The organism is Rhodococcus sp. PvP016 (assembly GCF_017832185.1).
In the GTDB taxonomy this organism is placed as follows: domain Bacteria; phylum Actinomycetota; class Actinomycetes; order Mycobacteriales; family Mycobacteriaceae; genus Rhodococcoides.
Genome location: NZ_JAFIBH010000001.1, coordinates 1,734,698 through 1,755,125, shown reverse-complemented (window position 1 = coordinate 1,755,125; position 20,428 = coordinate 1,734,698). Strand labels below are relative to the sequence as shown.

The window sequence follows — 20,428 nt, the reverse complement described above, 5'->3', positions numbered from 1 at the left end:
CACTTGCTGCCATCGTTGCAGCCACGACTCTGATGGTGTCCGCGTGCACCTCGACGGGGACGGAACCGGACACCGAGTCGAACCTGTCGGTGGACAGCACGACCGGAACCTTGCAGGGAGTCGCAGTCGGGAAAACGCACCAGTTTCTCGGCGTGCGGTATGCACAACCCCCCACCGGTGACCGCCGATGGACCCTCCCCGAGCCGATGCCCGACACCGACGAGGTCCTCGACGCCACGAAAGCGGGCTCACCGTGTCCGCAGACCGGCGAGACCGCGCAGGCAGTCTCCTCGACCGACGAGGACTGCCTGTTCCTGAACGTCACCGTCCCGGCACGCGCGAGCGCCGAACCCCGTCCGATTCTGATGTGGTGGCACGGTGGCGGATTCACCAGCGGAGCCGGCTCGCAGTACGACGCGCAGAAGCTCGCCGACCAGGGTGACGTCATCGTCGTCTCGGCGAACTACCGACTCGGGATGCTCGGATACCTGGGACTGCCCGGCCTGGCCGGATCAGGCAACTTCGGTCTCGCCGATCAACTGGCCACCCTGCGCTGGGCCAACGACAATGCCGCGGCGTTCGGCGGAGACCCGGATTCGGTGACGCTCTACGGACAATCGGCCGGTGGAACCTCCACCTGCGCGGCGCTCACCTCACCGGCCGCTCGAGGACTCGTCGACCGCGCCATCTTCTCCTCCGGTTCCTGCCGTCTCGCGTGGCCTCCCGGCACCCTGTTCCCAGGACTACCCGCGTCATCGTCTTTGATCCCGTTGTCCGACAGTGAATCACAGGGCGTATCGGTCGCCACTGCACTCGGGTGCACCGACCCCGACCCGATGGGTTGCCTGCGAGAACGACCCGTCGATGCTCTGCTCGGGCAGGCCGCGTCGTTCGGCAATCCGTTGGCCTACGGCACCGACCTGCTCCCACAGGAACCCGCATTCGCCGTCGAGGCCGGCGACTGGCTCCACGTGCCCGTCCTGACCGGCGGCAACCGGGACGAGCACCGTTCCTTCATCGGCGGCCTGCTCCTGACCGATCCCGCGGCGGTCACGGCGGACAACTACCAGTCCCTCATCCGAGGCTCGTTTCCCGCCGACGCTGCAGCCGTGGGCGCGCAGTATCCGCTGGCGGACTACGAGTCGGCGCCCGTCGCCTGGGCGACCCTGGTCACCGACGTCGCCTGGGCATGCACGACCTCCCGCGGCGCCCGCGAACTCGCCGCCGACGGGACACCGGTCTACAGCTACGAATTCGCCGATCGCAGTGCACACGACGTCAGCGGCGTGGCGGCGTCCGGGGTTCCCCAGGGCGCGGCGCACGCCACCGACCTGCCCTATCTCTTCGATCTCGGCGGCGAGAACCTCCTCACCGGGCCAGGACAACGCGAACTCGGCGACGCCATGGTGGCGGCCTGGGCTGCGTTCGCCCACAACGGCACACCGGGAACCGTCGACGGTGCCGAGTGGCCGGTCACCACCGGCACCGAGACCCCGGTCATGCAGTTCGACAATGCCGCTACCGGCTCCGGGGTACACCTGATCGACCACCGCGCCGAACATCACTGCGCGTTCTGGGACACGATCGACCGTCGCTGAGAACGCGCGCAAGGGAAGGATCGAGTCGTGCGACGACTGGTAGTGACACAGAACATCACGATCGACGGGGTGATCGAAGCAACCGACGACTGGTTCGCACGCGCCGGTCACGATCCCGATATGGACAGGGCATTGGCCGCTCAGCGCGACGCATCCGACGGGTTTCTCGTGGGAAGGAGGACGTTCGAGGGCATGCGCGATTTCTGGGCACCTCGAACCGACGACACGACCGGCGTGACGGATCATCTGAACCGCGTCGCGAAGTACGTGGTGTCCTCGACGCTGCAGGACCCGGTGTGGGCGAACACCACGGTGTTGTCGGGTCCCCTCGTCGACGAGATCGGACGAATAACCGCACTCGACGGCTCAGACATCGTCTGTACGGGAAGTATCGACCTCTGCCATGCCCTGATCGGCGCAGATCTCGTCGACGAGTACAGGCTCTTCGTCCACCCGTTCGCGAGGGGACACGGAAGACGACTGTTCGACGGAACTCCCCCACAACACCTCGTCCTGCGGGAGTTCCGCGCCTTTCCTTCCGGGACTGTCCTCACCCGATACGACACGCAACGGACGAGCTGAGTTTGCTCGAGGACTGACTGCCGCGCGGCGAGAATGCCCGGGCCGGTGGCTGTGTCGGCTCATGGTCGGCGCGCGGCATCGGACGCCGCAGTCACCTCGTAGACCGCGCGGTAGTCCCGCGAGAGATGCGCGGTGCTGACGTAGCCGACCATGGCCGCCGCGAGCGAGACCGGCTCGTCGAGGACGAGAATGCGTCGACGCGAGCGACGAGGCGGCCTTCCTACACGGGACGACCCTCGACGTCGACAGTGGGATCGTGGCGACCAGGCCCGCGTGACCCCTCCGACGGGCGCTCGGATCTCCGTGAGTCACCCACCCGGAGCCCATCGACCGTCGGCACTGATCGACGTGGCGATCTGCGAGCTGATGCGCCTCAGCTCCTCGGCCTGATCACCGGTGAGCGAGCCGAAGACCAGCGTCCGGACCAGGGCCACGTGACCCGGTGTGGCAGCCCGTGTGGCATCGAGACCGCTCGGCGTGAGGGTCGCCGTCGTGACGCGGCCATCGATCGGATCAGGGGAACGCTGCACCCAGCCGCGACGCTCCAGCCGTGCCACCGCGCGGGACAAACGCGACAGAGTGCTGTTGGCGAAGCCGGCCAGTGCGCTCATGCGCACTGTTCGCCCCTCCGCCCGCGACAGGGCGAAGAGCAGTCCGTACTCGAAATGACTCATACCCGAATCACGTTGCAGCTGAATGTCGAGAGCGACCGGAAGCCACTCGAGCACCGTGGCGAAGGAAGACCATGCCTCGAGCTCGTCGGGGGTGAAGTCGACGGAATTCGGTGGTTCGTCCATAGCTCGCACACTACCTATCGATTGCCCGGGAAAGTGTTTACCGCTACGGTTGAGTTGCTCGAGCAAGTAAAAAGCAAGAGGGAGTAACTGTGAACCTGGATCTCACCGGACGACGAGTCTTCGTCAGCGGCTCCACTCGAGGCATCGGGTACGCCGTAGCGGCAGCGTGCGCAGGCGAAGGCGCATCGGTCGTCCTCAACGGCCGCACCGAGGAGAAGGTGAGCGGGGCAGTGACCCGTCTCCGGAAGGCCGTCCCCGGCGCGAACGTCGACGGCATCTCAGCAAACATGTCCGACCCGGAAGAGGTGTCCGCACTCCTCGGCCGGCTCGGGCCGGTGGACATTCTGGTCAACAACGTCGGCGTGTTCGACGTCGCACCCTTCTTCGAGGTCACCGACGATCAGTGGTCGCACTATTTCGACGTCAATGTGATGAGCGCAGTGAGGCTTTCGCGAAGCCTGCTCGGTGGAATGATCGACCGAGGATGGGGAAGGATCATCTTCACCGGCACCGAATCGGCGATCGATGTCCCTGTCGACATGGTCCACTACGGAGCGACCAAGGCCGCGGCACTGGCTCTCGGCAACGGGCTGGCCAAGCTCACCAGAGGTACCGCCGTCACGGTGAACACCGTTCTTGCCGGCCCGACCTACTCTGACGGCGTCGCCGAAGCGGTCGAGGGGATCGCGTCGGCTCGGGGCGTTCCACCGGAGGATCTGACGTCGTCGTTGGTGCGCGAGAGTTCGCTCCTTCAACGCTTCATCGACCCCGAGGAGGTTGCCGACGTGGTCACGTTTCTCGCAAGTCCGCGCTCCTCGGCCATCAACGGCTCAGCCATTCGCGCCGACGGAGGTGTACTCCCCACGATCATCTGACAGTGGATCGACCCATCAACGTCACCGCCGCCTCCGTCAGCTCGACATTGGACCGGGGCAGGCGAACCGTCGGGTGACACCGACGTGTCTTCGAGTCCTGTCCGAATACTGTGTCCGCGAGCGACGGCACGACGGCTGATTGCCCACGACGCGATTCCGACGCCATGGTGGAGCTGGGGCAGCGTGATACCCGTCGCGGCGATCATGTCCTCCATCTCGGCGTCCGACCGGGTAGGGCTGCATGGCGCGTCGGATGCATTTCACGAGCACCTCAGCCGCCTAACGGGTTCCGGTGATGCCACCGTCCACCGGGATCGTCGCCCCGTGCAGGTAGGCCGCCTCGTCCGAGACCACCCACGCGATGGCCGACGCGATCTCTTCCGGCCTACCCGGCCGGCCGGCCGGAGTGCCGGCGGTCATTGCGGCAATGACGTCACCGTCCGAATCGTTGATCGGAGTTCGGGTGACGCCGGGCGCGACGGTGTTCACGCGCACCCCCCGTGGTCCGAACTCGGCAGCCCAGCTTCGAGCGAGCTGAGCTTCGGCCGCCTTGGTGGCGGAGTACAGGCCGACGAATGCATGGCCCACAGTGGCCATCCACGACCCGACGACCACGATGGTGCCACTCCCGCGTTCGGCCATCGCCGGCGCAAGTGCTGCGGTGAGAACATGCGGTGCCCGGACGTTGACGGCGAGTGTTGCTTCCAGATCGGCATCGGTGAGGGAGACAGTGTCGACGGCCGGGCATATCGCCGCGTTGTGCACCAGGATGTCGACCCGCCCGTCGAGAGCGGTGGTCCACGCGGCGGCCAGCGCGCGCAGGTCGGCAGGTGACGCGGCGAGATCGCCGTTCACGAACGCGGCGGATCCGCCGTCGCGTTCGATCTCGGCGACCAGCTGCGCGCCACGTTCGGCGTCGCGCCCGGTGATCACGACGCGAGCTCCGCGGGCCGCGAGTGTGCGGGCGGTGGCGGCGCCTATTCCGCTCGTCGAGCCCGTGACGACGGCGGTGCGGTCGGACAAAGGCAGTGGGTTGCTCATGACGACCAGTTCACCGTCCGGTTCGGTAACGCACCAGGGCGAGCGCTGCCTGGTCACGGCGTGACCAGGCGCAGGAAGCGGTCTCTCCGTAGTCTGATCAGGGTGCCAGCAGACAGATCCGCACTCGGGGCATTCCTCCGGTCACGACGTGACGCACTCACGCCGGCGACGGCGGGGATCGCGCCGTTCCCCGGACCACGCCGCGTTCCGGGCCTTCGCAAGGAGGAACTCGCGGTGCTGGCCGGACTGAGCCCGGATCACTACAGCCGGCTCGAGCAGGGTCGTCAGCACACAGTCACCGACGACATCGTCGACGCCCTCAGCCGGGCCCTGCGCCTGGACCAGATCGAGGACGCACACCTGCGGAATCTCGCTGCTCCGCTTCGCCGGAGACGCTCGGGTTTGTGGGAGTCTGCGCAGCGTCCCGATCCCGGCCTCCTGCGGGTGCTGACCACCATGGACCACGTTCCTGCGCTCGTCCTCGGGCGCCGGTCGGAGATCCTGGCGTGCAACACGCTGGCGCGGGCAGTCCTGGGGGCAGAGATAGACGCGGGAGCCGTATTGGTGCGCTGGCTCTTCCTGGATCCGCGCGCGCGGGAGCGCATCGTCAACTGGTCCGATTACGCGTCGGCCGCGGTGGGGGCGATGCGCTACGAGGTCGGTCGCCATGCCGCCGACGCTCGATTGATCGCTCTGGTCGACGAATTATGTTCGGCAAGTGCGGACTTCGCCCGGTGGTGGGATGATCACGGTGTCGCGGACCGCACGTCCGTCGACAAGAAGATTGCTCACCCCGTGGTAGGCCGACTCGCGTTCGGCATCGAATCTCTGGTGTCGCCACACGATCCGGAGCAACGCTTGATCATCTACACCGTCGAGCCCGAGTCGTCCACTGCTCGAGCACTTCCGATGTTGGCGTCGTGGGGCCCGGCATCTGCCGAGTCGACGGGCTGACGCGCGGGCGATGAATCTATCGGTCTGCCCGCGGATGGTATCGGCAGTACCTCTGAAACACCGAGGAACTCGGCCCACGTCGTCTCGTCGTTCACCGCCGCGACCTCGGGGATACCCGACACGCACATCACGTGGGTCCCGAATACGTTGCGTTCGTGAATCGATCCGTATTTCTGCGCACCCCGCATCACCCATTGGCTGGACCCGATGACGTGGAGGTCCACAATGTCGCCGACCACCGGTGACACTGTCGTGATACCGAGGACCCCTGGCGTCGAAATCGATGAACAGGTATCAAGTGCTGGACAGCGTGTCTCGCAATCCCGCACCGTGGTCGCAGCTCGAACGAAAGGCGGCACGCGGGGTGGCCGTTCGAAGCACTCACGGGTCAGTGCGAACACGATCGAGTCGTAATGTGCGCTTTGAGGACTGTCACCGCGCATTTCGGATATTCGGATCGGTCCACCCGCCGTAGCGTCCCTCTCCACCGAGGGCATGCGAGTTGCGGCTCTCCGATCGCAAGGGAGGCCCCAGTGACAACCGCAGACCTCACAGGACGCACGGCCATCGTCACCGGCGGAGCCACGCTGCTCGGGCGCGGAGTCGTACAGGTTCTCGCCGAACACGGCGCGTCCGTCGTCATCGCCGACATCGACGAGGAGAACGGCAGACGCGTCGCACAGGAGATGCCGAGTTCCCCGGTCACCTTTCGTCGGGTCGACGTCACCGATGACGCTGCATTGACGACTCTCGTCGCAGACACGGTTGCCGAGTACGGCGGCCTCGACATCGTGGTCAATCTGGCGGCGGTCTACATCGACGACGGTTTCGCAACCACACGTGCGGATTGGCTCACGGCTCTGAACGTCAACGTCGTGAGCATGGTCGCGCTGGTACAAGCCGCTCACCCCCATCTGACGGCGAGCCGACATGCATCTGTCATCAACTTCACGTCGATCTCGAGCTCGGTCGCGCAGACCGGCCGCTGGGTCTACCCGGCGGGTAAGGCGGCAATTGCTCAGCTCACTCGATCGATGGCCATGGACCTCGCCCGAGATGGGATTCGGGTCAACTCGGTCAGCCCGGGCTGGACGTGGTCCGCGATCATGGACACCCTGTCCGGCGGCGATCGGGACAAGACCGATCGGGTTGCCGCGCCGTTCCACCTCACCGGACGTGTCGGTGACCCCAGCGAGGTCGGCAATGTCGTCGCCTTCCTTGCGTCCGACGCAGCCTCGGTCGTCACCGGAGCCGATTGGGCCGCGGACGGCGGATACTCCGCCATGGGTCCCGAGCAAGCTACTCCAGCCATTCCCCTTCTCGCCGAACAGGATCCCTCATGAGCGTACACAGCATCCGTCCCAGCAAGACCATCGCAATCGTCGGTGCCGGGTTCGCCGGACTGTCCTCGGCACGGGTGCTGAGCGAACTCGGACACGACGTCGTCGTGTACGAGAAGGCCCCCGACGTCGGCGGGGTGTGGAGCGCGACGCGACGCTACCCGGGACTGAAGACGCAGAACAACAAGGGAACCTATGCATTGTCCGAGATGCCGATGCCGAAGCAATACCCGGAATGGCCAACGGGCGAACAGGTCCAGTCCTACCTCGAAAACTACGCTCGCACATTCGACTTGATGGATCGCGTGCACTGCGATACAGAGGTGATCGATGCCGCCCCGACCCCTACCGGCGGCTGGGACGTCACCACGAAACGTACGGATGCCGCGGTGCACGGAGACGAGCCAGTCACCAACACTGAGCACGTCGATCATCTGATTCTCGCCAGCGGCATCTTCTCCGAGCCCTTCGTTCCGGCGTTCGACGGTGCAGACGTCTTTCTTGCAGCCGGGGGCCAGATCTTTCCCGCTGGGGACCTGCACAGCCTGGATCAGGTCGACGGCAAGCACGCGATCATCGTCGGATACGGCAAGTCCGCCTGCGACATCACCGTCGAGGTATCGACAGTCGCGGCCTCGACCACCGTGGTCGCCCGCGAACTGTTGTGGAAGTTGCCCCGGAAGATTCGCAACCTCGTCAACTACAAGTTCATCATGTTGACTCGACTCGGCGAGGGCCTGTTTCGCTACCACTCCGTCAACGGCGTCGAAAGAGTGCTCCACGCAGCCGATTCCACGATCGCCGACTCGATGGTGTCCAGCGTCGGAAGCGTCACCACCAAGCAGCTCGGCCTGAAGACGCTCGGCCTTGTTCCTGCAGGTTCGTTCGCCGACATCGCACGATCGACGGTCTCCCTCGTGTCGGAGGGATTCTTCGAGGGGATCGCGGACGGAACCATCGCCGTGCGGCGCGAGACCACCATCGTGCGTCTGCTCGAGAAGGAAGGATATCCACAGGCCGAATTGTCGGACGGCACGGTGATCCGGGCGGATGTCGTACTCGCCGCAACCGGCTGGAAGCAGAACATCCCGTTCCTGTCCCCCGACGTGCTGCGCCGGTTCACCGACGACAACGGTGACTACGTTCTGTATCAGCAGATCCATCCCGTCGGGGTGTCGGACCTGAGCTTCGCCGGATACAACTCCTCGTTCTTCTCACCGCTGTCCGCGGAGACATCCGCGTTGTGGATCGGCTCGCTGCTCGGCGGAAACCACACGCTTCCGTCGGACGACGACATGCGAACATCTGTTGCCGAGCGCCTCGCCTGGATGCGCGAACGCACCAATGGCAATCACGCGCGGGGGACCAACATCATTCCGTTCTCGGTGCACAACATCGACGAAACGCTCGACGAGATCGGGATCAACGTGTCGATGCTGACGCGGGCGAAGCAATGGCTGTTTCCAGTGAACCCGAGTGACTACCGTGGAATCGTGAAGACACTGAAGAAGCGGATCCAGGGGTGACCACCCGTGCATTCGACGCCGTCGTGGTCGGTGCAGGAATCAACGGAATGGTCGCAGCCGCAGAACTCGCCGGCGCGGGATGGTCGGTCGCGCTGGTCGACGAGCGCGAGAAGCTGGGCGGATTCATCGCCTCGGATTCGTTGACGCGTCCGGGTTTCGTACACGACACCTTCAGTTCATGGCACCCCTTGTTCGTCACCGGTGGCGCGTACGCGACTCTCGGGGGCGACCTGCACCGGCATGGCCTCGCGTACTCCAACTCCGACGGAGCTGTAACGGCCGCGGTGTCGGATCGGGGCGTCGCAGTGGCACATCGTGACCCGGCGACAACCGCCCGAAGCTTCGAGCACGAGCACGATCGAGTGGCGTACGCTGCGATGCTGGCCGAGCTGGAATCCTGGTCCCCCCACGTGTTCGGTGCGTTGGGCTCGGAACTGCGGCCGTTCGATCTCGCTCGCCTGGGCGCATCGATGGCGCGCGCACTCGGCAAGGACGGCAGCATCGACATGCTGCGCGTGTCAGCGCAGAGCGGGCGCGCGCTGATCCGTGAGCGCTTTCGTGGTTTCGAGGTGGATCATCTGTGGTCTCCGTGGCTTCTGCACGCCGGCCTGTCACCCGACCACGCGACCGGCGGGCTGATGCTACCGATCATGGCCTTCACCATGCACGCGGCCGGGCTCCCTGTGGTGACCGGCGGCGCGGACAATTTCGTCACCGCGTTCGCACGCGTGCTCAGCGAGCGCGGGGTGACAGTGATTCTCGGTGAATCCGTGAGAAACATCGAGATCCGGTCCGGCCGCGCCGTTGCCGTGCATCTGGCCGGGGAGAGACTGTCGGCGACACGGGCCGTCATCGCATCGGCGGCTACGCCCAGGCTCTACGAAACGCTGCTCGACGCTGCGGTCGTTCCTTCCGCGGGCAAGCGTGCGGCCGACCGGCATCGCCCCGGGCGGGCTGCGATGCAGCTGCATTTTGCACTGGACCGTCCCGTTCGGTGGTCCGATTCGCGTCTGGACGACGTGCCGCTGGTGCACATCGGAAGTGGCGCGTCGAGTACCGGGGTTGCCTGTGCGCAGGCGGAATCAGGTCTGCTTCCCGCGAACCCGACGATCGTGGTCGGCCAACAGTGCGTTCTGGACCCGAGCCGGGCTCCTGCGGGAAAAGCGACCCTGTGGGTGCAATTGCAAGAATTGCCGTGTGCGCCCGAAGGCGATGCGGCGGGATCGATTTCGACGGACGGCACGTGGAGTACCGGGACGACGTCGGCATATGTCGATCGCGTCCTGGACTCGATCGAACGCTACGCACCCGGCCTGCGTTCGACCGTGTTGGATTCGTACTCCATCCCACCGACCGCGCTGACGGCTGCGAATGCCAACGCCGTCGGCGGCGATCCTTATGGCGGTGCAGCCGAGATCGATCAATCGCTGCTCTGGCGCCCCGGGACCGGCACCGGTCACCGAACCGGAATTGACGGACTGTTCCACATCGGTGCCTTCACGCACCCCGGACCCGGACTCGGCGGCGGCTCGGGCCATCTGGTTGCCCAGCAACTGCTCGCGCCCTCTCGTCGCAGCCGCAGTATGGATCGGGTTCGCAGCTCACTCGAGAAGTTTAGATCGACAAAATGACGACAGTCACTTACTCGCGATATCTTCATGATGCTCGGTCACCGAGCACCCACGATTGATTGGACGAAGCAATGCTCTCTCTTTCCGATTCCACTCACTTCGCGCTCGGATTGTTCTCTGCGAACTGCAGCAGTGGCCTGGCCGTGACCACGGTCCCCGAACGGTGGTCGGGCTCGTGGGAGGACAACCTGACAGCCGCGCAGATCGCCGACGAGGCAGGCCTGGACTTCCTCCTTCCGATCGCACGGTGGATCGGCTACGGCGGCGAAACGAACTTCCACGAGGGCGTTCTCGAGCCCGTCGCGTGGGCAGCCGCTCTACTCGCCCGGACGTCGAACATCACCGTGTTCGCCACCGTGCACACCGCGTTCAACCACCCGATCGTCACCGCGAAGCAGATCGCCACCCTCGACCGCATCGGCGGCGGCAGGGCAGGGCTCAACATCGTCGCCGGGTGGAACGAGCCCGAGTACCGCGCGTTCGGGATGGAGCTGCAGTCCAACCACGACGACCGATATGCATTCGGACAAGAATGGCTCGACGTCGTCACGAAGCTGTGGACCGAAGTGGCTCCGTTCGATTTCGACGGCAACTTCTTCCATCTGAAAGGCGTCCACTCCGATCCGAAGCCTGTGAACGGGCGGGTGCCGGTGCTCAACGCGGGGGCCTCACCACAGGGCCGCGCGTTCGCGGCGAAAAACGCAGACTTCCTGTTCACCCCGGTGCAGGACTTCGACCATGCTGCCGCGACCGTGACCGATGTCCGCGCCGCCGCCGAGACAAGCGACCGGTCGATCGGGGTGTTGACGCTGTCCCATGTGGTGTGCCGCCCGACCGAGCAGGAGGCCCTGGACTACCTGGAGTACTACGCGGACACCAACGCGGACTGGCAGGCCGTCGACAACCTCATGGCGCTCCAGGGCTTGCATGCTCAATCGTTCTCACCCGAAATGCTCGCCAACTTCCGCCCTCGCTTCGCCGCAGGCCACGGTAGCTACCCCCTCGTCGGCACCCCCGATCAAATCGCGGACAGTATCGAGAAACTGGCAGCGAGCGGGTTGGCCGGGACGACACTGGCATTCGTCGACTATGCAGCCGAATTGCCGTACTTCGTCGACGAGGTTCTGCCCCGTCTGCGACAGCGCGGCCTGCGAGCATGAGATATCGACCCAGCTCGAACACCGACTTCGACAGAATCGACGAAAGGCTCGACCGATGACCGCTCCAGCGACACCCTCGACACTGACCAGCCTGTTGACCGAACTGGCGAACGGCGCGATACGCGTCGTCGACCTGACGGCGCCCCTGTCGTCCACGACACCGGTGCTGCAGCTACCCGCACCGTTCGCGAACACCATCTCCCTGTCACTCGAGCCCGTCAGCGACTTCGACGCTGCAGGCCCGGGCTGGGGATGGAACAACATTCATACCGGCGAGCACACCGGAACGCACGTCGATGCGCCCGCCCACTGGGCAACCGGCCGCAGCGGTCACACCGTCGACACGATTCCCCCGTCGCGACTCGTCGGCCCCGCCGTGGTGCTTGACTTCACCGCCGAGGTCGCGTCGGATCCGGATTTTCTGCTCGAGCCCGCCCATCTGGAGGAGTTCGTAGCGAACAACGGTCCCCTTCCGGACAACGCCTGGCTGGTCTTCCGCACCGGATGGAGTGCTCGCAACCAGGACGCAGAAGCATTCTTGAACGCAGACGACAGCGGCCCCCACAGTCCGGGTGTGTCGGTGGCAGGTGCGCAGTGGCTCGCCGAGTCGGCCATCTCCGGATTCGCCGTCGAGACCGTGGGCGTGGACGCAGGCCAGGCGGCCGCGATGGAGCCGATGTTTCCTGTGCACCACCATTTGCTCGGTGCGGACAAGTACGGGGTCACTCAACTGCAGAACCTCGACCAACTCCCCGTCACGGGTGCGGTACTCGTGGTGTCGCCGCTCCCCATCGTCGGCGGCACCGGTTCTCCTGCACGCGTTCTCGCGTTCGTGCCGGCATGACGCGCACGGTTGCGCACCTGGTGGCAGACGTCCTCGCCGATCTCGGCGTCGGCCACATCTTCGGAGTCGTCGGTAGCGGAAACTTCGACGTCACCAACGCCCTGATCGCACGCGGCATCCCCTACACCGCAGCACGCCACGAAGGCGGCGCTGCGTCGATGGCCGATGGATTCGCTCGGCTCGCGGCGTTACCCGCGATCGTCAGCGTGCACCAGGGTTGCGGTCTGACGAACGCGATGACCGGCATCGGTGAGGCCGCCAAGAGCCGCACCCCCGTCATCGTGTTGGCCGCAGACGTCGCGGCATCGTCACGATTGTCGAACTTCCGCATCGACCAGGACGCATTGGCCCGCAGCGTCGGCGCTGTCGCCGAGCGGGTGCATTCGGCAGCTACCGCCGTCGCCGACGTGACCCGAGCCTGGCAGACCGCCGTGCACGACCGACGCACCGTAGTACTCAACCTGCCGCTCGACGTCCAGTCCGCTCCCGCACCGGAACACGTCGGTACCGCCGCGCGCCCCTCGGCTCCCGAGCCGGTGCGTCCGGCGCAGTCGGCGGTCGAGCAGTTCGTGGCCCTACTGGAGGGGGCGACGCGACCGGTGTTCGTCACCGGCCGTGGCGGTCGCGCTGCGGGCCCGCACATCTCGGCCCTGGCCGAGCATGCCGGCGCACTCGTGGCAACCTCTGCAGTCGCCAACGGGCTGTTTCGAGGCGAGGAATTCGATCTGGGAATCTCCGGCGGGTTCTCCGCTCCGCTGACTGCACAACTGATCTCCGACGCCGACCTCGTGGTGGGGTGGGGTTGCGCGTTGAACATGTGGACCATGCGGCACGGATCGTTGATCGGCTCGCACGCCCGGGTGGTCCAGATCGACGACACCGCCTCCGCCCTCGGCGCGCATCGCCCGATCGACCTCGGACTTCACGGAGACTGCACGACGACCGCGGTCGACGTTCTCACCGAACTGAGGCGTACCTCCGGGGCACGCACCGGTTACCGGACACCTGAGGTGTCGACCGAGCTCGCTGCCCGTCGATGGTGGAACGACACCGAGACCGAGGACCTGTCCACGTCGCAGACCATCGACCCGCGCCCGTTCACGAAGGCCTTGGACGAGATGCTGCCCACGGACCGTGTCGTGGCCATCGACTCGGGCAACTTCATGGGATACCCATCGACGTACCTTCGCGTGCCCGATCACATGGGCTTCTGCTTCACCCAAGCGTTCCAATCCATCGGCCTCGGATTGTCCAGCGGCATCGGAGCCGCACTGGCTCGACCCGATCGACTCGCCGTGGTCGGCACCGGTGACGGCGGATTCATGATGGGCATCTCGGAGCTCGACACCGCGATCCGGCTGGGCCGGCCGATGCTGATAGCGGTGTACAACGACGCCGCGTACGGCGCCGAAGTGCACCACTTCCAACACCTGCCACGCGACGGCGCGCCTGCAGATCTGACGACTGTCACCTTCCCCGACATCGATATCGCCGCTGTCGCACGAGGGCACGGTGCCCACGGGGTCACGGTTCGAACTCTTGCCGACCTGGACGAGGTACGTCGCTGGGCCGCTGCACCGGATGGGGTCATGGTCGTCGACGCCAAGATTGCCGCAGACGGCGGGGCATGGTGGCTGGCCGAGGCGTTCAAAGGCCACTGAACCGACCACCATATTGTCGAATTTCGACGATCGATACATCCTCGCAACAATTTGCATTTATGATGGAGGTCACACAGCCTGGAATGTGGAGGACCGACATGACTGCACTGCTTCGTCGTCACCCGGTACTGGCCACGGCCGACCTGGACGAGGCGCGCTCGTCGGTCGGCCAGTCGTTCTGCCCGCACCGCCTGACGGTCGGGCCGCGTCGAGGCGCACTGTCGGTAGTCCACAATGCCGCCTCCGTCGGCGGCATCGGCATCAACTACCTCCGCTACGGACAAGACGTGCGCATCACCCCCGGCACCTTCGATTCCTTCTACCTCGTGCAGATTCCGCTCAACGGCACCGCGCGAGTCAAGGTGGGCGATACCGTCGTGCAATCCGACCGACGGTTCGCATCCTTGCCATCACCGACTCTGCCCGTCGACATGGAGTGGTCGGCCGATTGCGAACAACTCCTCGTGCACATTCCCCGCGACGCAGTGCAGTCGGCGGCAGAAACCCACCCCGGTGCCCCGTCCGATCCCGTCGTGTTCCACCCACTGGTGGACATGAACTCGCCCGCGATGTCGAGCTGGATGAGAATCGTGCACCTTGCCTGCGACGAGGCCGAACGAGAAACCGGGGTACTGTCCTCCCCGTTGGCCGCGAGCCACTTCGAGCAGGTCATCGTTGCGGGATTGCTTGCAGCGCAGCCGAACACCTCGGTGCAGCCATCTCAGCCCGCGCGGACCGCGGTGACGTCCCGGACCGTTCGTTGCGCACTCGATCTGATTCACGAACAACCCGAGTACCCCTGGCGAGTGACAGAACTGGCGACCAGAGTGGGCGTAGGTCCGCGCACACTGCAAGCGGCCTTTCAACGTGAGCGCGGAACGACACCGCTCGAGGAACTGCGGAGAGCTCGCTTGGCACGAGCGCACGCCGACCTGGTCGACGCACGTCCCGACGGAACCAGCGTCACCGAAGTCGCGACAAGGTGGGGGTTCTTCCACCTCGGCCGGTTCTCACAGTTCTATCGCGCCGAGTTCGGCCTGAGCCCGTCTCAGACTCTCGCGTCCTGACCGGTCTCGACGGGCGCCGTCACCAGACCCAGCAGAACCTCGCGCCACTGCGCCGGCCAGGGTGCCGCAACAGCTCCGGATACATCGCGGTCGATGTGCACCGTCACGTACGAACCTTTCGCCGCAAGTGCACGATCTCGCCCCTCGAACGCCTCACCCCAGATCGCGAACTCGAATCGCATCGACGACAACCCCAGGTGTGCGATGTCGAGGTCCGTCGTCACCTGCTGTCCGAAATACAGCGGTGCGTGGAAATCGACCTCGTACCGCACTCGGGGGGCCACCGGGAAATAGCCGTCGAGGCCGCACTCACGAACGAGTGCGGCCTCGGCGGATTCCACGAACCGGACGACAGTGCTGTTGTGGTAGATGCCTGCGGCATCGGTATCCACCCATTCGACCCGGCCCGACAACGAGAAAGTCATGCAGGCACTGTACTTCTGGGGCGCCAGCGCACATGGGCTGCGTGGTCCGAACCGTCGCGAAGAAGCGACAGGCGCGGCGGGACCTTGTCGGTACGAGAGGTCGGTGGACGTCGCCGACCCGCGTGCCACTGCACCGGCCATTGCGCTCCAGGTCCCCGGTACTCCTGCTCCGCAGCCGCATGCAGCGTCCACTGCGGGTCGTAGAGATGTGGACGACCCAGCGCGCAGATGTCTGCTCGGCCGGCCAGGAGGATGGAGTTGACGTCGTCGTACGACGAGATCGCCCCCACGGCGATGACCGCCACTCCCGCGGCGGCGGCCACCTCGTGACGGATCCGGTCGGCGAACGGAGTTTGATACGACCGCCCGAACGCCGGCGTCTCGTCCTTCGTCACCTGGCCGGAGGACACGTCGATTGCGGCCGCACCGTGTTCGACGAACGCCCGAACCATCTCGACGGCATCCTCCACGGTGTTTCCGTCCGGAGCCCAGTCGGTCGCCGAGATACGCACGGAAACGGGGAAGCTCGACGGGACCGCACGTCGGACGGCGTCGAAGACCTCGAGCGGGAATCGCAAGCGGTTCTCCACGCTGCCGCCGTACGAGTCCGTTCGGACGTTCGCCACCGGCGACAGGAAGGACGACAGTAGATAACCGTGTGCGGCATGGACTTCGATCAGATCGAAACCGGCGGCTACGGCGCGCTCCGCCGCTGAGACGAAGTCGGCCACCACGACGTCCATGTCCTCGCGAGTTGCCTCACGTGGGACATGGCATCCGTCACCGTAGGGCAGGGGCGACGGTCCGATCGGCTCCCAATTCCCCGTCTCGAGGGGCTCGTCGATGCCGTCCCACATCAGCTTCGTCGATCCCTTGCGACCCGAGTGACCGATCTGCACACCAATTTTCGCAGCACTGTTGGTGTGCACGAACGATGTCACCCGGGCCCACGCATCGCGCTGCTGGTCAGTCCACAATCCCGGGCAACCGAGCGTGATCCGAGCTTCCGGGGACACACAGGTCATCTCGGTCATGAGCAGACCTGCCCCACCCAGCGCCTTGGATCCGAGATGAACGAGATGGAACTCTCCGGGCAGGCCGTCCACAGCCGAATACATGTCCATGGGTGAGAGCATGATGCGGTTGACCAGCTCCATGTCGCCGATGCGTACCGGTTGGAACATCGCGGGCGCAGAGTCGACCTCCTCTCCGCCCGCAACCGTATCGGCGAACCGCTGCTGAACCAGTGCCGCGAACTCGCCGTCGCGCTCACCGAGATTGTCGAATGTGATTCTGCGAGATCGCGTCAACATATTGAAGACGAACTGCGTGTCTTCCTGATCGGCGTAGAGACCGATGTTCTCGAACCACTCCAGCGAGGCCTGCGCCGCCCGCTGAGTACTCTCCACCACCGGCTTCCGCTCGGCCTGGTATGCAGCAAGAGCGTCGGCGATGTCCGAGTGTTCGTGCACGCAGGCGGCGAGCGCCAACGCGTCCTCCATTGCGAGCTTGGTTCCCGATCCGATGGAGAAGTGGGCGGTATGCGCCGCGTCGCCCAGAAGCACCACGTTGTCGTCGAACCACCGCTCGTTACGAACAGTCTGGAAGGACAACCACTTCGAGTTGTTCGTCAGAATATCGTGACCACCGAGATCCTCTGCGAATATCTCGCGGATCCGTTCGACCGCGTAGGTATCCGACACGCCAGGCGGTAGATGTTGGTCCTCGGTCGCGTCGAGACCGGCTCTGCGCCAAACGTCCTCGTGCATCTCGACGATGAACGTCGAACCCTGTTCCGAGTACGGATATCCGTGGATCTGCATGGTCCCGAATTCGGTATGCCTGACGAGGAACTGAAACGCCTCGAACACCTTGTCGGTGCCGAACCAGATGTACTTGTTGTCACGACGATCGAGCGTCGGTCGGAATGAATCCGCGTAACGGGTACGCACGGCGGAGTTCAGCCCGTCGCAGGCGATCACCAGGTCGTACGATGCCCGCAACACATCGGTGTCCGGTGCCTCGCTCCGGTACTGCACCTCGATGCCCAACTCGGCGACGCGTTGCTGCAGGATGGCCAGCAATTCCTTGCGGCTCATGGCCGCGAATCCCTGTCCTCCTACCGTGTACGAGCGGCCGTCGATCTCGACGTCGATGTCCGTCCAGCGAGCGAATCGACGCTCCATCTCGGTGTGCACGACAGCGTCGGCGCCTTCGATGCTGCCGAGTGTCTCGTCCGAGAACACGACGCCGAAACCGAACGTGTCGTTCGGCGCGTTACGCTCCCAGACGTCGATTCGGTGACTGGGATCGAGTTGTTTCGCGAGGGCGGCGAAGTAGAGACCGCCGGGCCCCCCACCCACGATGGCAATCCTCATGATGGTCTCTCCTCTATCGTTTCGCGAAGCTTGAAGTGCTGAAGTTTGCCGCTCGAATTCCTCGGCAAGGCGTCGATGAAGCGAATCCGTCTCGGGTACTTGTACGGTGCCAGTTCGGCTTTCACATGGTCCTGAATGGATTTCACGGCCTCCGAGTCCTGAGCGACTCCCGACCGAAGTACCACGAACGCGCTGACGATCTGCCCGCGTTCGGCGTCTGCCTCGGCGATGACCGCCGAGTCCACGACGTCCGGATGCATATCGATGCACGCCTCGACCTCTGGAGCACCGATGTTGTAGCCCGAGGACACGATCATCGAATCGGTACGGGCGCAGTAGAAGAAGTATCCGTCCTCGTCGCGGTAGAAGGTGTCACCGGTGACGTTCCACCCGTTCTCCACCCGCTCGTGTTGACGATCGTCGGCCAGGTATCGACACCCGACCGGTCCGATCACCGCCAGTCGACCGGGCACTCCTGCTGCCACCGGTTCGCCGTCGTCACCGAGTATCTCGGCCCTGTAGCCCGGCAGCGGCTTGCCTGTCGATCCTTCGCGTAGCTCGCTCGCTGAGGCGGTGGACAGAAAGATGTGCAGCAGTTCCGTGGCACCGATGCCGTCGACGATCTCGAGACCGACGGCGTCCCGGATGCGGTTCCACACTTCGGCCGAAATATGCTCGCCTGCACTGACCGCTGTGCGAAGGCCGGCCAGCTGCGTGATCTTCCCGGCCTTGATCATCTGCTTGTATGCCGTGGGAGCGGTGGCCAGCACCGAAACCCCCTCGCTGTGCACCACATCGGCGAGTTCGGCAGGTGCCACTGCATCGGTGAGCAGAGCGCAAGCCCCGGCCCGCAACGGAAACACCACCAGCATTCCCAGGCCGAAGGTGAACGCCATCGGCGCAGTGCACGCGACCACGTCGTCCGGCTGGAGGCCGAGACCGTATTTGCCGAACGTGTTGTCGATCGAGAGCACATCGCGGTGGAAGTGCATCGTGATCTTCGGGGTTCCCGTGCTACCGGATGTCGGACACAGCAACGCGACGTCGTCCGCAGCGGTATCGACTGCCACGAACCCGGTCGGCTTGTCCGCCGAACGAACCATCAGATCGTCGCACTCGTCCCCTCCGAAGGGAACCACCACCAGTTCGGGATGGCCCTCGTCGCGCACCGTCCGCAGATCGTGGGCGAATCGGGAATCCACCAGTGCGATGACCGGCGTGGTCTTGTCCACGATCGGTGCCAGTTCGCGAGCGCGCAGGGCGCTCATCACCACCACCGCTATCCCGCCCGCTTCGATGATCGCGAGCCACGCAGCAACTGCGATCGGCGTGTTGGGCGAGCGCAGCAGCACGCGGTTGCCCGGTGCGAGACCGAGGTCCTCGGTGAGTACCCGAGCGATCCGGTGCGTGTGGTCACGGAGTTCCCCGAGCGTCCAGGCGATTCCGGCCGGGGTGCGAAGAGCATGGTGCTGCTCGCCGAATCGCTCGACAGCGCGCTCGATCAGCTCGGCTCCCGCGTTGAGCCGCTCCGGGTACTGGAGCTCGGGGGTCGTGAACTCGAGGACGGGCCACAGTTCAGCAGGCGGAAGGTTCTCTCGCGCGAACGTGTCCACGTGCGCGCTACGGGTGAGAGCGTGTACGGCGTCCGCGGTCATGTCACGGCTCCTGTCGTCTCGGCATCGATCATGCCCTCCTGGACGACAGTGGCCAGGTGGATTCCTTCGGGGGTGAAGAACTTGCCCAGGCCGACACCGCGACCTCCATCGGCGGCGACTGCTTCCTGGGCGTAGAGCAACCAGCCGTCCATCGCCCCTGGTTCGGGGGTGCGGTGGAACCACATCGCGTGATCGAGACTCGCTGTGACAAGTCCCTTCTCGGCCCAGGGATACCCCAGTGCACGTAGTACGGGCTCGAGGATGGTGTAGTCGCAGACATACGCGAGGGCTGCGATGTCCCTCTGCGCATCGGACAGACCGACCACCGGACGCAACCGGTCGAAGGGGCGTACCCAGAGGGCCTGGTGTGGGCTTCGCCCGCCCTCGATATCGACGTAGACCGGACCGGGCACGTGCCGCATGTCGAAGCTACGACCGACCGACCAGTACTCCCTCGAGTCCGCGGTCATCGTGTTTTCGTCCGAGACGGCATGGCTGGCAAGGTACTGTGCTGACGACGGAAGTGATTCGGGCGGAGGAACATCGGTGGGTGCCGCGCTGCTCAGCGATCCTCCGGGACCGCCGGCTGCGAAAGAGATCATCCCGATGTAGGTGACTTTGTCGCTCTGATGGGCGCGCACCTGCCGGGTAGCGAAGCGGCGACCGTCACGAATGACCTCCACGTCGTAGTGCACCTCCGCATCGATGTCGACGGGCCGAAGGAAATACGAATGCATCGAGTGCATCGACTTGCCGTCGGTCACTGATCGCATGGCCGCTGCTGCGGCCTGAGCGACCATGTCACCGCCGTACGCTTTGGGCCACGGACATGCCTGAGTCCGGGCGGTGAAGCCGAGATCCGACCGACGCGGCTCCGCCTCCACCAACGACACG

General features: G+C 65.2%; 17 protein-coding genes. 11 read left to right on the top strand and 6 right to left on the bottom strand.

What is annotated here, in order from left to right:
* Positions 1–32: 32 nt before the first annotated feature.
* Positions 33–1,598 carry a carboxylesterase/lipase family protein gene (locus tag JOE30_RS08045; RefSeq protein ID WP_239532532.1) on the top strand — a complete coding sequence of 522 codons (1,566 nt, stop codon included), beginning with the start codon at positions 33–35 and terminating at the stop codon, positions 1,596–1,598.
* Between the two features lie 27 nt (positions 1,599–1,625).
* Positions 1,626–2,180 (top strand): dihydrofolate reductase family protein, encoded by a 555-nt coding sequence (locus tag JOE30_RS08040; RefSeq protein WP_204865936.1) that lies wholly within the window; start codon positions 1,626–1,628, stop codon positions 2,178–2,180.
* Between the two features lie 308 nt (positions 2,181–2,488).
* Here the strand turns inward: JOE30_RS08040 and JOE30_RS08035 are convergent, their stop codons facing one another.
* Positions 2,489–2,977: a MarR family winged helix-turn-helix transcriptional regulator gene (locus JOE30_RS08035; protein WP_239532315.1), complete on the bottom strand. Its 489-nt coding sequence runs from the start codon at positions 2,975–2,977 to the stop codon at positions 2,489–2,491.
* Positions 2,978–3,066: 89 nt separating this feature from the next.
* Here JOE30_RS08035 and JOE30_RS08030 point away from each other — a divergent pair, with 89 nt between their 5' ends.
* On the top strand, positions 3,067–3,852 hold the full coding sequence (locus JOE30_RS08030) for an SDR family NAD(P)-dependent oxidoreductase (RefSeq protein ID WP_204865932.1): 786 nt from the start codon (positions 3,067–3,069) through the stop codon (positions 3,850–3,852).
* Between the two features lie 279 nt (positions 3,853–4,131).
* Here JOE30_RS08030 and JOE30_RS08025 read toward each other — a convergent pair whose 3' ends face one another.
* The gene (locus JOE30_RS08025; RefSeq protein ID WP_204865930.1) at positions 4,132–4,893 is read right to left on the bottom strand and encodes an SDR family NAD(P)-dependent oxidoreductase; all 762 of its coding nucleotides are present in this window, start codon (positions 4,891–4,893) and stop codon (positions 4,132–4,134) included.
* A 102-nt stretch (positions 4,894–4,995) separates the two neighbouring features.
* On the opposite strand from JOE30_RS08025, the gene JOE30_RS08020 reads away from it, so the two are divergent.
* The 8 genes from JOE30_RS08020 (at position 4,996) to JOE30_RS07985 (ending at position 15,076) form a co-directional block, all read left to right on the top strand.
* Entirely contained in the window at positions 4,996–5,847 is an 852-nt protein-coding gene (locus JOE30_RS08020) for a helix-turn-helix transcriptional regulator (protein ID WP_204865928.1), read from the top strand.
* A gap of 533 nt (positions 5,848–6,380) precedes the next feature.
* Positions 6,381–7,190, top strand: coding sequence for an SDR family oxidoreductase (locus tag JOE30_RS08015; protein ID WP_204865926.1), 810 nt, complete (start codon positions 6,381–6,383; stop codon positions 7,188–7,190).
* Positions 7,187–8,713, top strand: coding sequence for an NAD(P)/FAD-dependent oxidoreductase (locus JOE30_RS08010; protein WP_204865925.1), 1,527 nt, complete (start codon positions 7,187–7,189; stop codon positions 8,711–8,713). The genes JOE30_RS08015 and JOE30_RS08010 overlap by 4 nt, the downstream gene beginning before the upstream one ends.
* A complete protein-coding gene (locus tag JOE30_RS08005) occupies positions 8,710–10,344 on the top strand; it encodes an NAD(P)/FAD-dependent oxidoreductase (RefSeq protein ID WP_204865924.1) in 1,635 nt (544 codons plus the stop codon). Before JOE30_RS08010 ends, JOE30_RS08005 begins: the two co-directional genes overlap by 4 nt.
* Before the next feature lie 71 nt (positions 10,345–10,415).
* Entirely contained in the window at positions 10,416–11,504 is a 1,089-nt protein-coding gene (locus JOE30_RS08000) for an LLM class flavin-dependent oxidoreductase (protein ID WP_204865923.1), read from the top strand.
* A gap of 55 nt (positions 11,505–11,559) precedes the next feature.
* Positions 11,560–12,348: a cyclase family protein gene (locus JOE30_RS07995; RefSeq protein ID WP_204865922.1), complete on the top strand. Its 789-nt coding sequence runs from the start codon at positions 11,560–11,562 to the stop codon at positions 12,346–12,348.
* Positions 12,345–14,009 carry a thiamine pyrophosphate-binding protein gene (locus JOE30_RS07990; RefSeq protein WP_204865921.1) on the top strand — a complete coding sequence of 555 codons (1,665 nt, stop codon included), beginning with the start codon at positions 12,345–12,347 and terminating at the stop codon, positions 14,007–14,009. Before JOE30_RS07995 ends, JOE30_RS07990 begins: the two co-directional genes overlap by 4 nt.
* 98 nt (positions 14,010–14,107) lie before the next feature.
* Positions 14,108–15,076, top strand: a complete 969-nt coding sequence (locus JOE30_RS07985) for an AraC family transcriptional regulator (protein ID WP_204865920.1) — start codon at positions 14,108–14,110, stop codon at positions 15,074–15,076.
* Here JOE30_RS07985 and JOE30_RS07980 read toward each other — a convergent pair.
* The 4 genes from JOE30_RS07980 to JOE30_RS07965 are packed head-to-tail and all read right to left on the bottom strand — an operon-like array spanning position 15,058 to position 20,418.
* Entirely contained in the window at positions 15,058–15,501 is a 444-nt protein-coding gene (locus tag JOE30_RS07980) for a thioesterase family protein (protein ID WP_204865919.1), read from the bottom strand. The two genes, JOE30_RS07985 and JOE30_RS07980, sit on opposite strands and share 19 nt — an antisense overlap.
* A complete protein-coding gene (locus JOE30_RS07975; RefSeq protein WP_204865918.1) occupies positions 15,498–17,879 on the bottom strand; it encodes a bifunctional salicylyl-CoA 5-hydroxylase/oxidoreductase in 2,382 nt (793 codons plus the stop codon). The genes JOE30_RS07980 and JOE30_RS07975 overlap by 4 nt, the downstream gene beginning before the upstream one ends.
* Entirely contained in the window at positions 17,876–19,534 is a 1,659-nt protein-coding gene (locus tag JOE30_RS07970; protein ID WP_204865916.1) for an AMP-binding protein, read from the bottom strand. Before JOE30_RS07970 ends, JOE30_RS07975 begins: the two co-directional genes overlap by 4 nt.
* Complete coding sequence (locus JOE30_RS07965; RefSeq protein ID WP_307806288.1) at positions 19,531–20,418, bottom strand: acyl-CoA thioesterase domain-containing protein; 888 nt, start codon at positions 20,416–20,418, stop codon at positions 19,531–19,533. Before JOE30_RS07965 ends, JOE30_RS07970 begins: the two co-directional genes overlap by 4 nt.
* Positions 20,419–20,428: the final 10 nt, after the last annotated feature.

Bases quoted from the DNA above. Each gene is read 5' to 3' on its own strand.
- JOE30_RS08045 (WP_239532532.1), top strand. From the start codon at position 33: ATGGTGTCCGCGTGCACCTCGACGGGGACGGAACCGGACACCGAGTCG.
- JOE30_RS07970 (WP_204865916.1), bottom strand. From the start codon at position 19,534: ATGACCGCGGACGCCGTACACGCTCTCACCCGTAGCGCGCACGTGGAC.
- JOE30_RS07995 (WP_204865922.1), top strand. From the start codon at position 11,560: ATGACCGCTCCAGCGACACCCTCGACACTGACCAGCCTGTTGACCGAA.
- JOE30_RS08000 (WP_204865923.1), top strand. From the start codon at position 10,416: ATGCTCTCTCTTTCCGATTCCACTCACTTCGCGCTCGGATTGTTCTCT.
- JOE30_RS08025 (WP_204865930.1), bottom strand. From the start codon at position 4,893: ATGAGCAACCCACTGCCTTTGTCCGACCGCACCGCCGTCGTCACGGGC.
- JOE30_RS08010 (WP_204865925.1), top strand. From the start codon at position 7,187: ATGAGCGTACACAGCATCCGTCCCAGCAAGACCATCGCAATCGTCGGT.
- JOE30_RS07975 (WP_204865918.1), bottom strand. From the start codon at position 17,879: ATGAGGATTGCCATCGTGGGTGGGGGGCCCGGCGGTCTCTACTTCGCC.
- JOE30_RS08035 (WP_239532315.1), bottom strand. From the start codon at position 2,977: ATGGACGAACCACCGAATTCCGTCGACTTCACCCCCGACGAGCTCGAG.
- JOE30_RS07985 (WP_204865920.1), top strand. From the start codon at position 14,108: ATGACTGCACTGCTTCGTCGTCACCCGGTACTGGCCACGGCCGACCTG.
- JOE30_RS07990 (WP_204865921.1), top strand. From the start codon at position 12,345: ATGACGCGCACGGTTGCGCACCTGGTGGCAGACGTCCTCGCCGATCTC.
- JOE30_RS07980 (WP_204865919.1), bottom strand. From the start codon at position 15,501: ATGACTTTCTCGTTGTCGGGCCGGGTCGAATGGGTGGATACCGATGCC.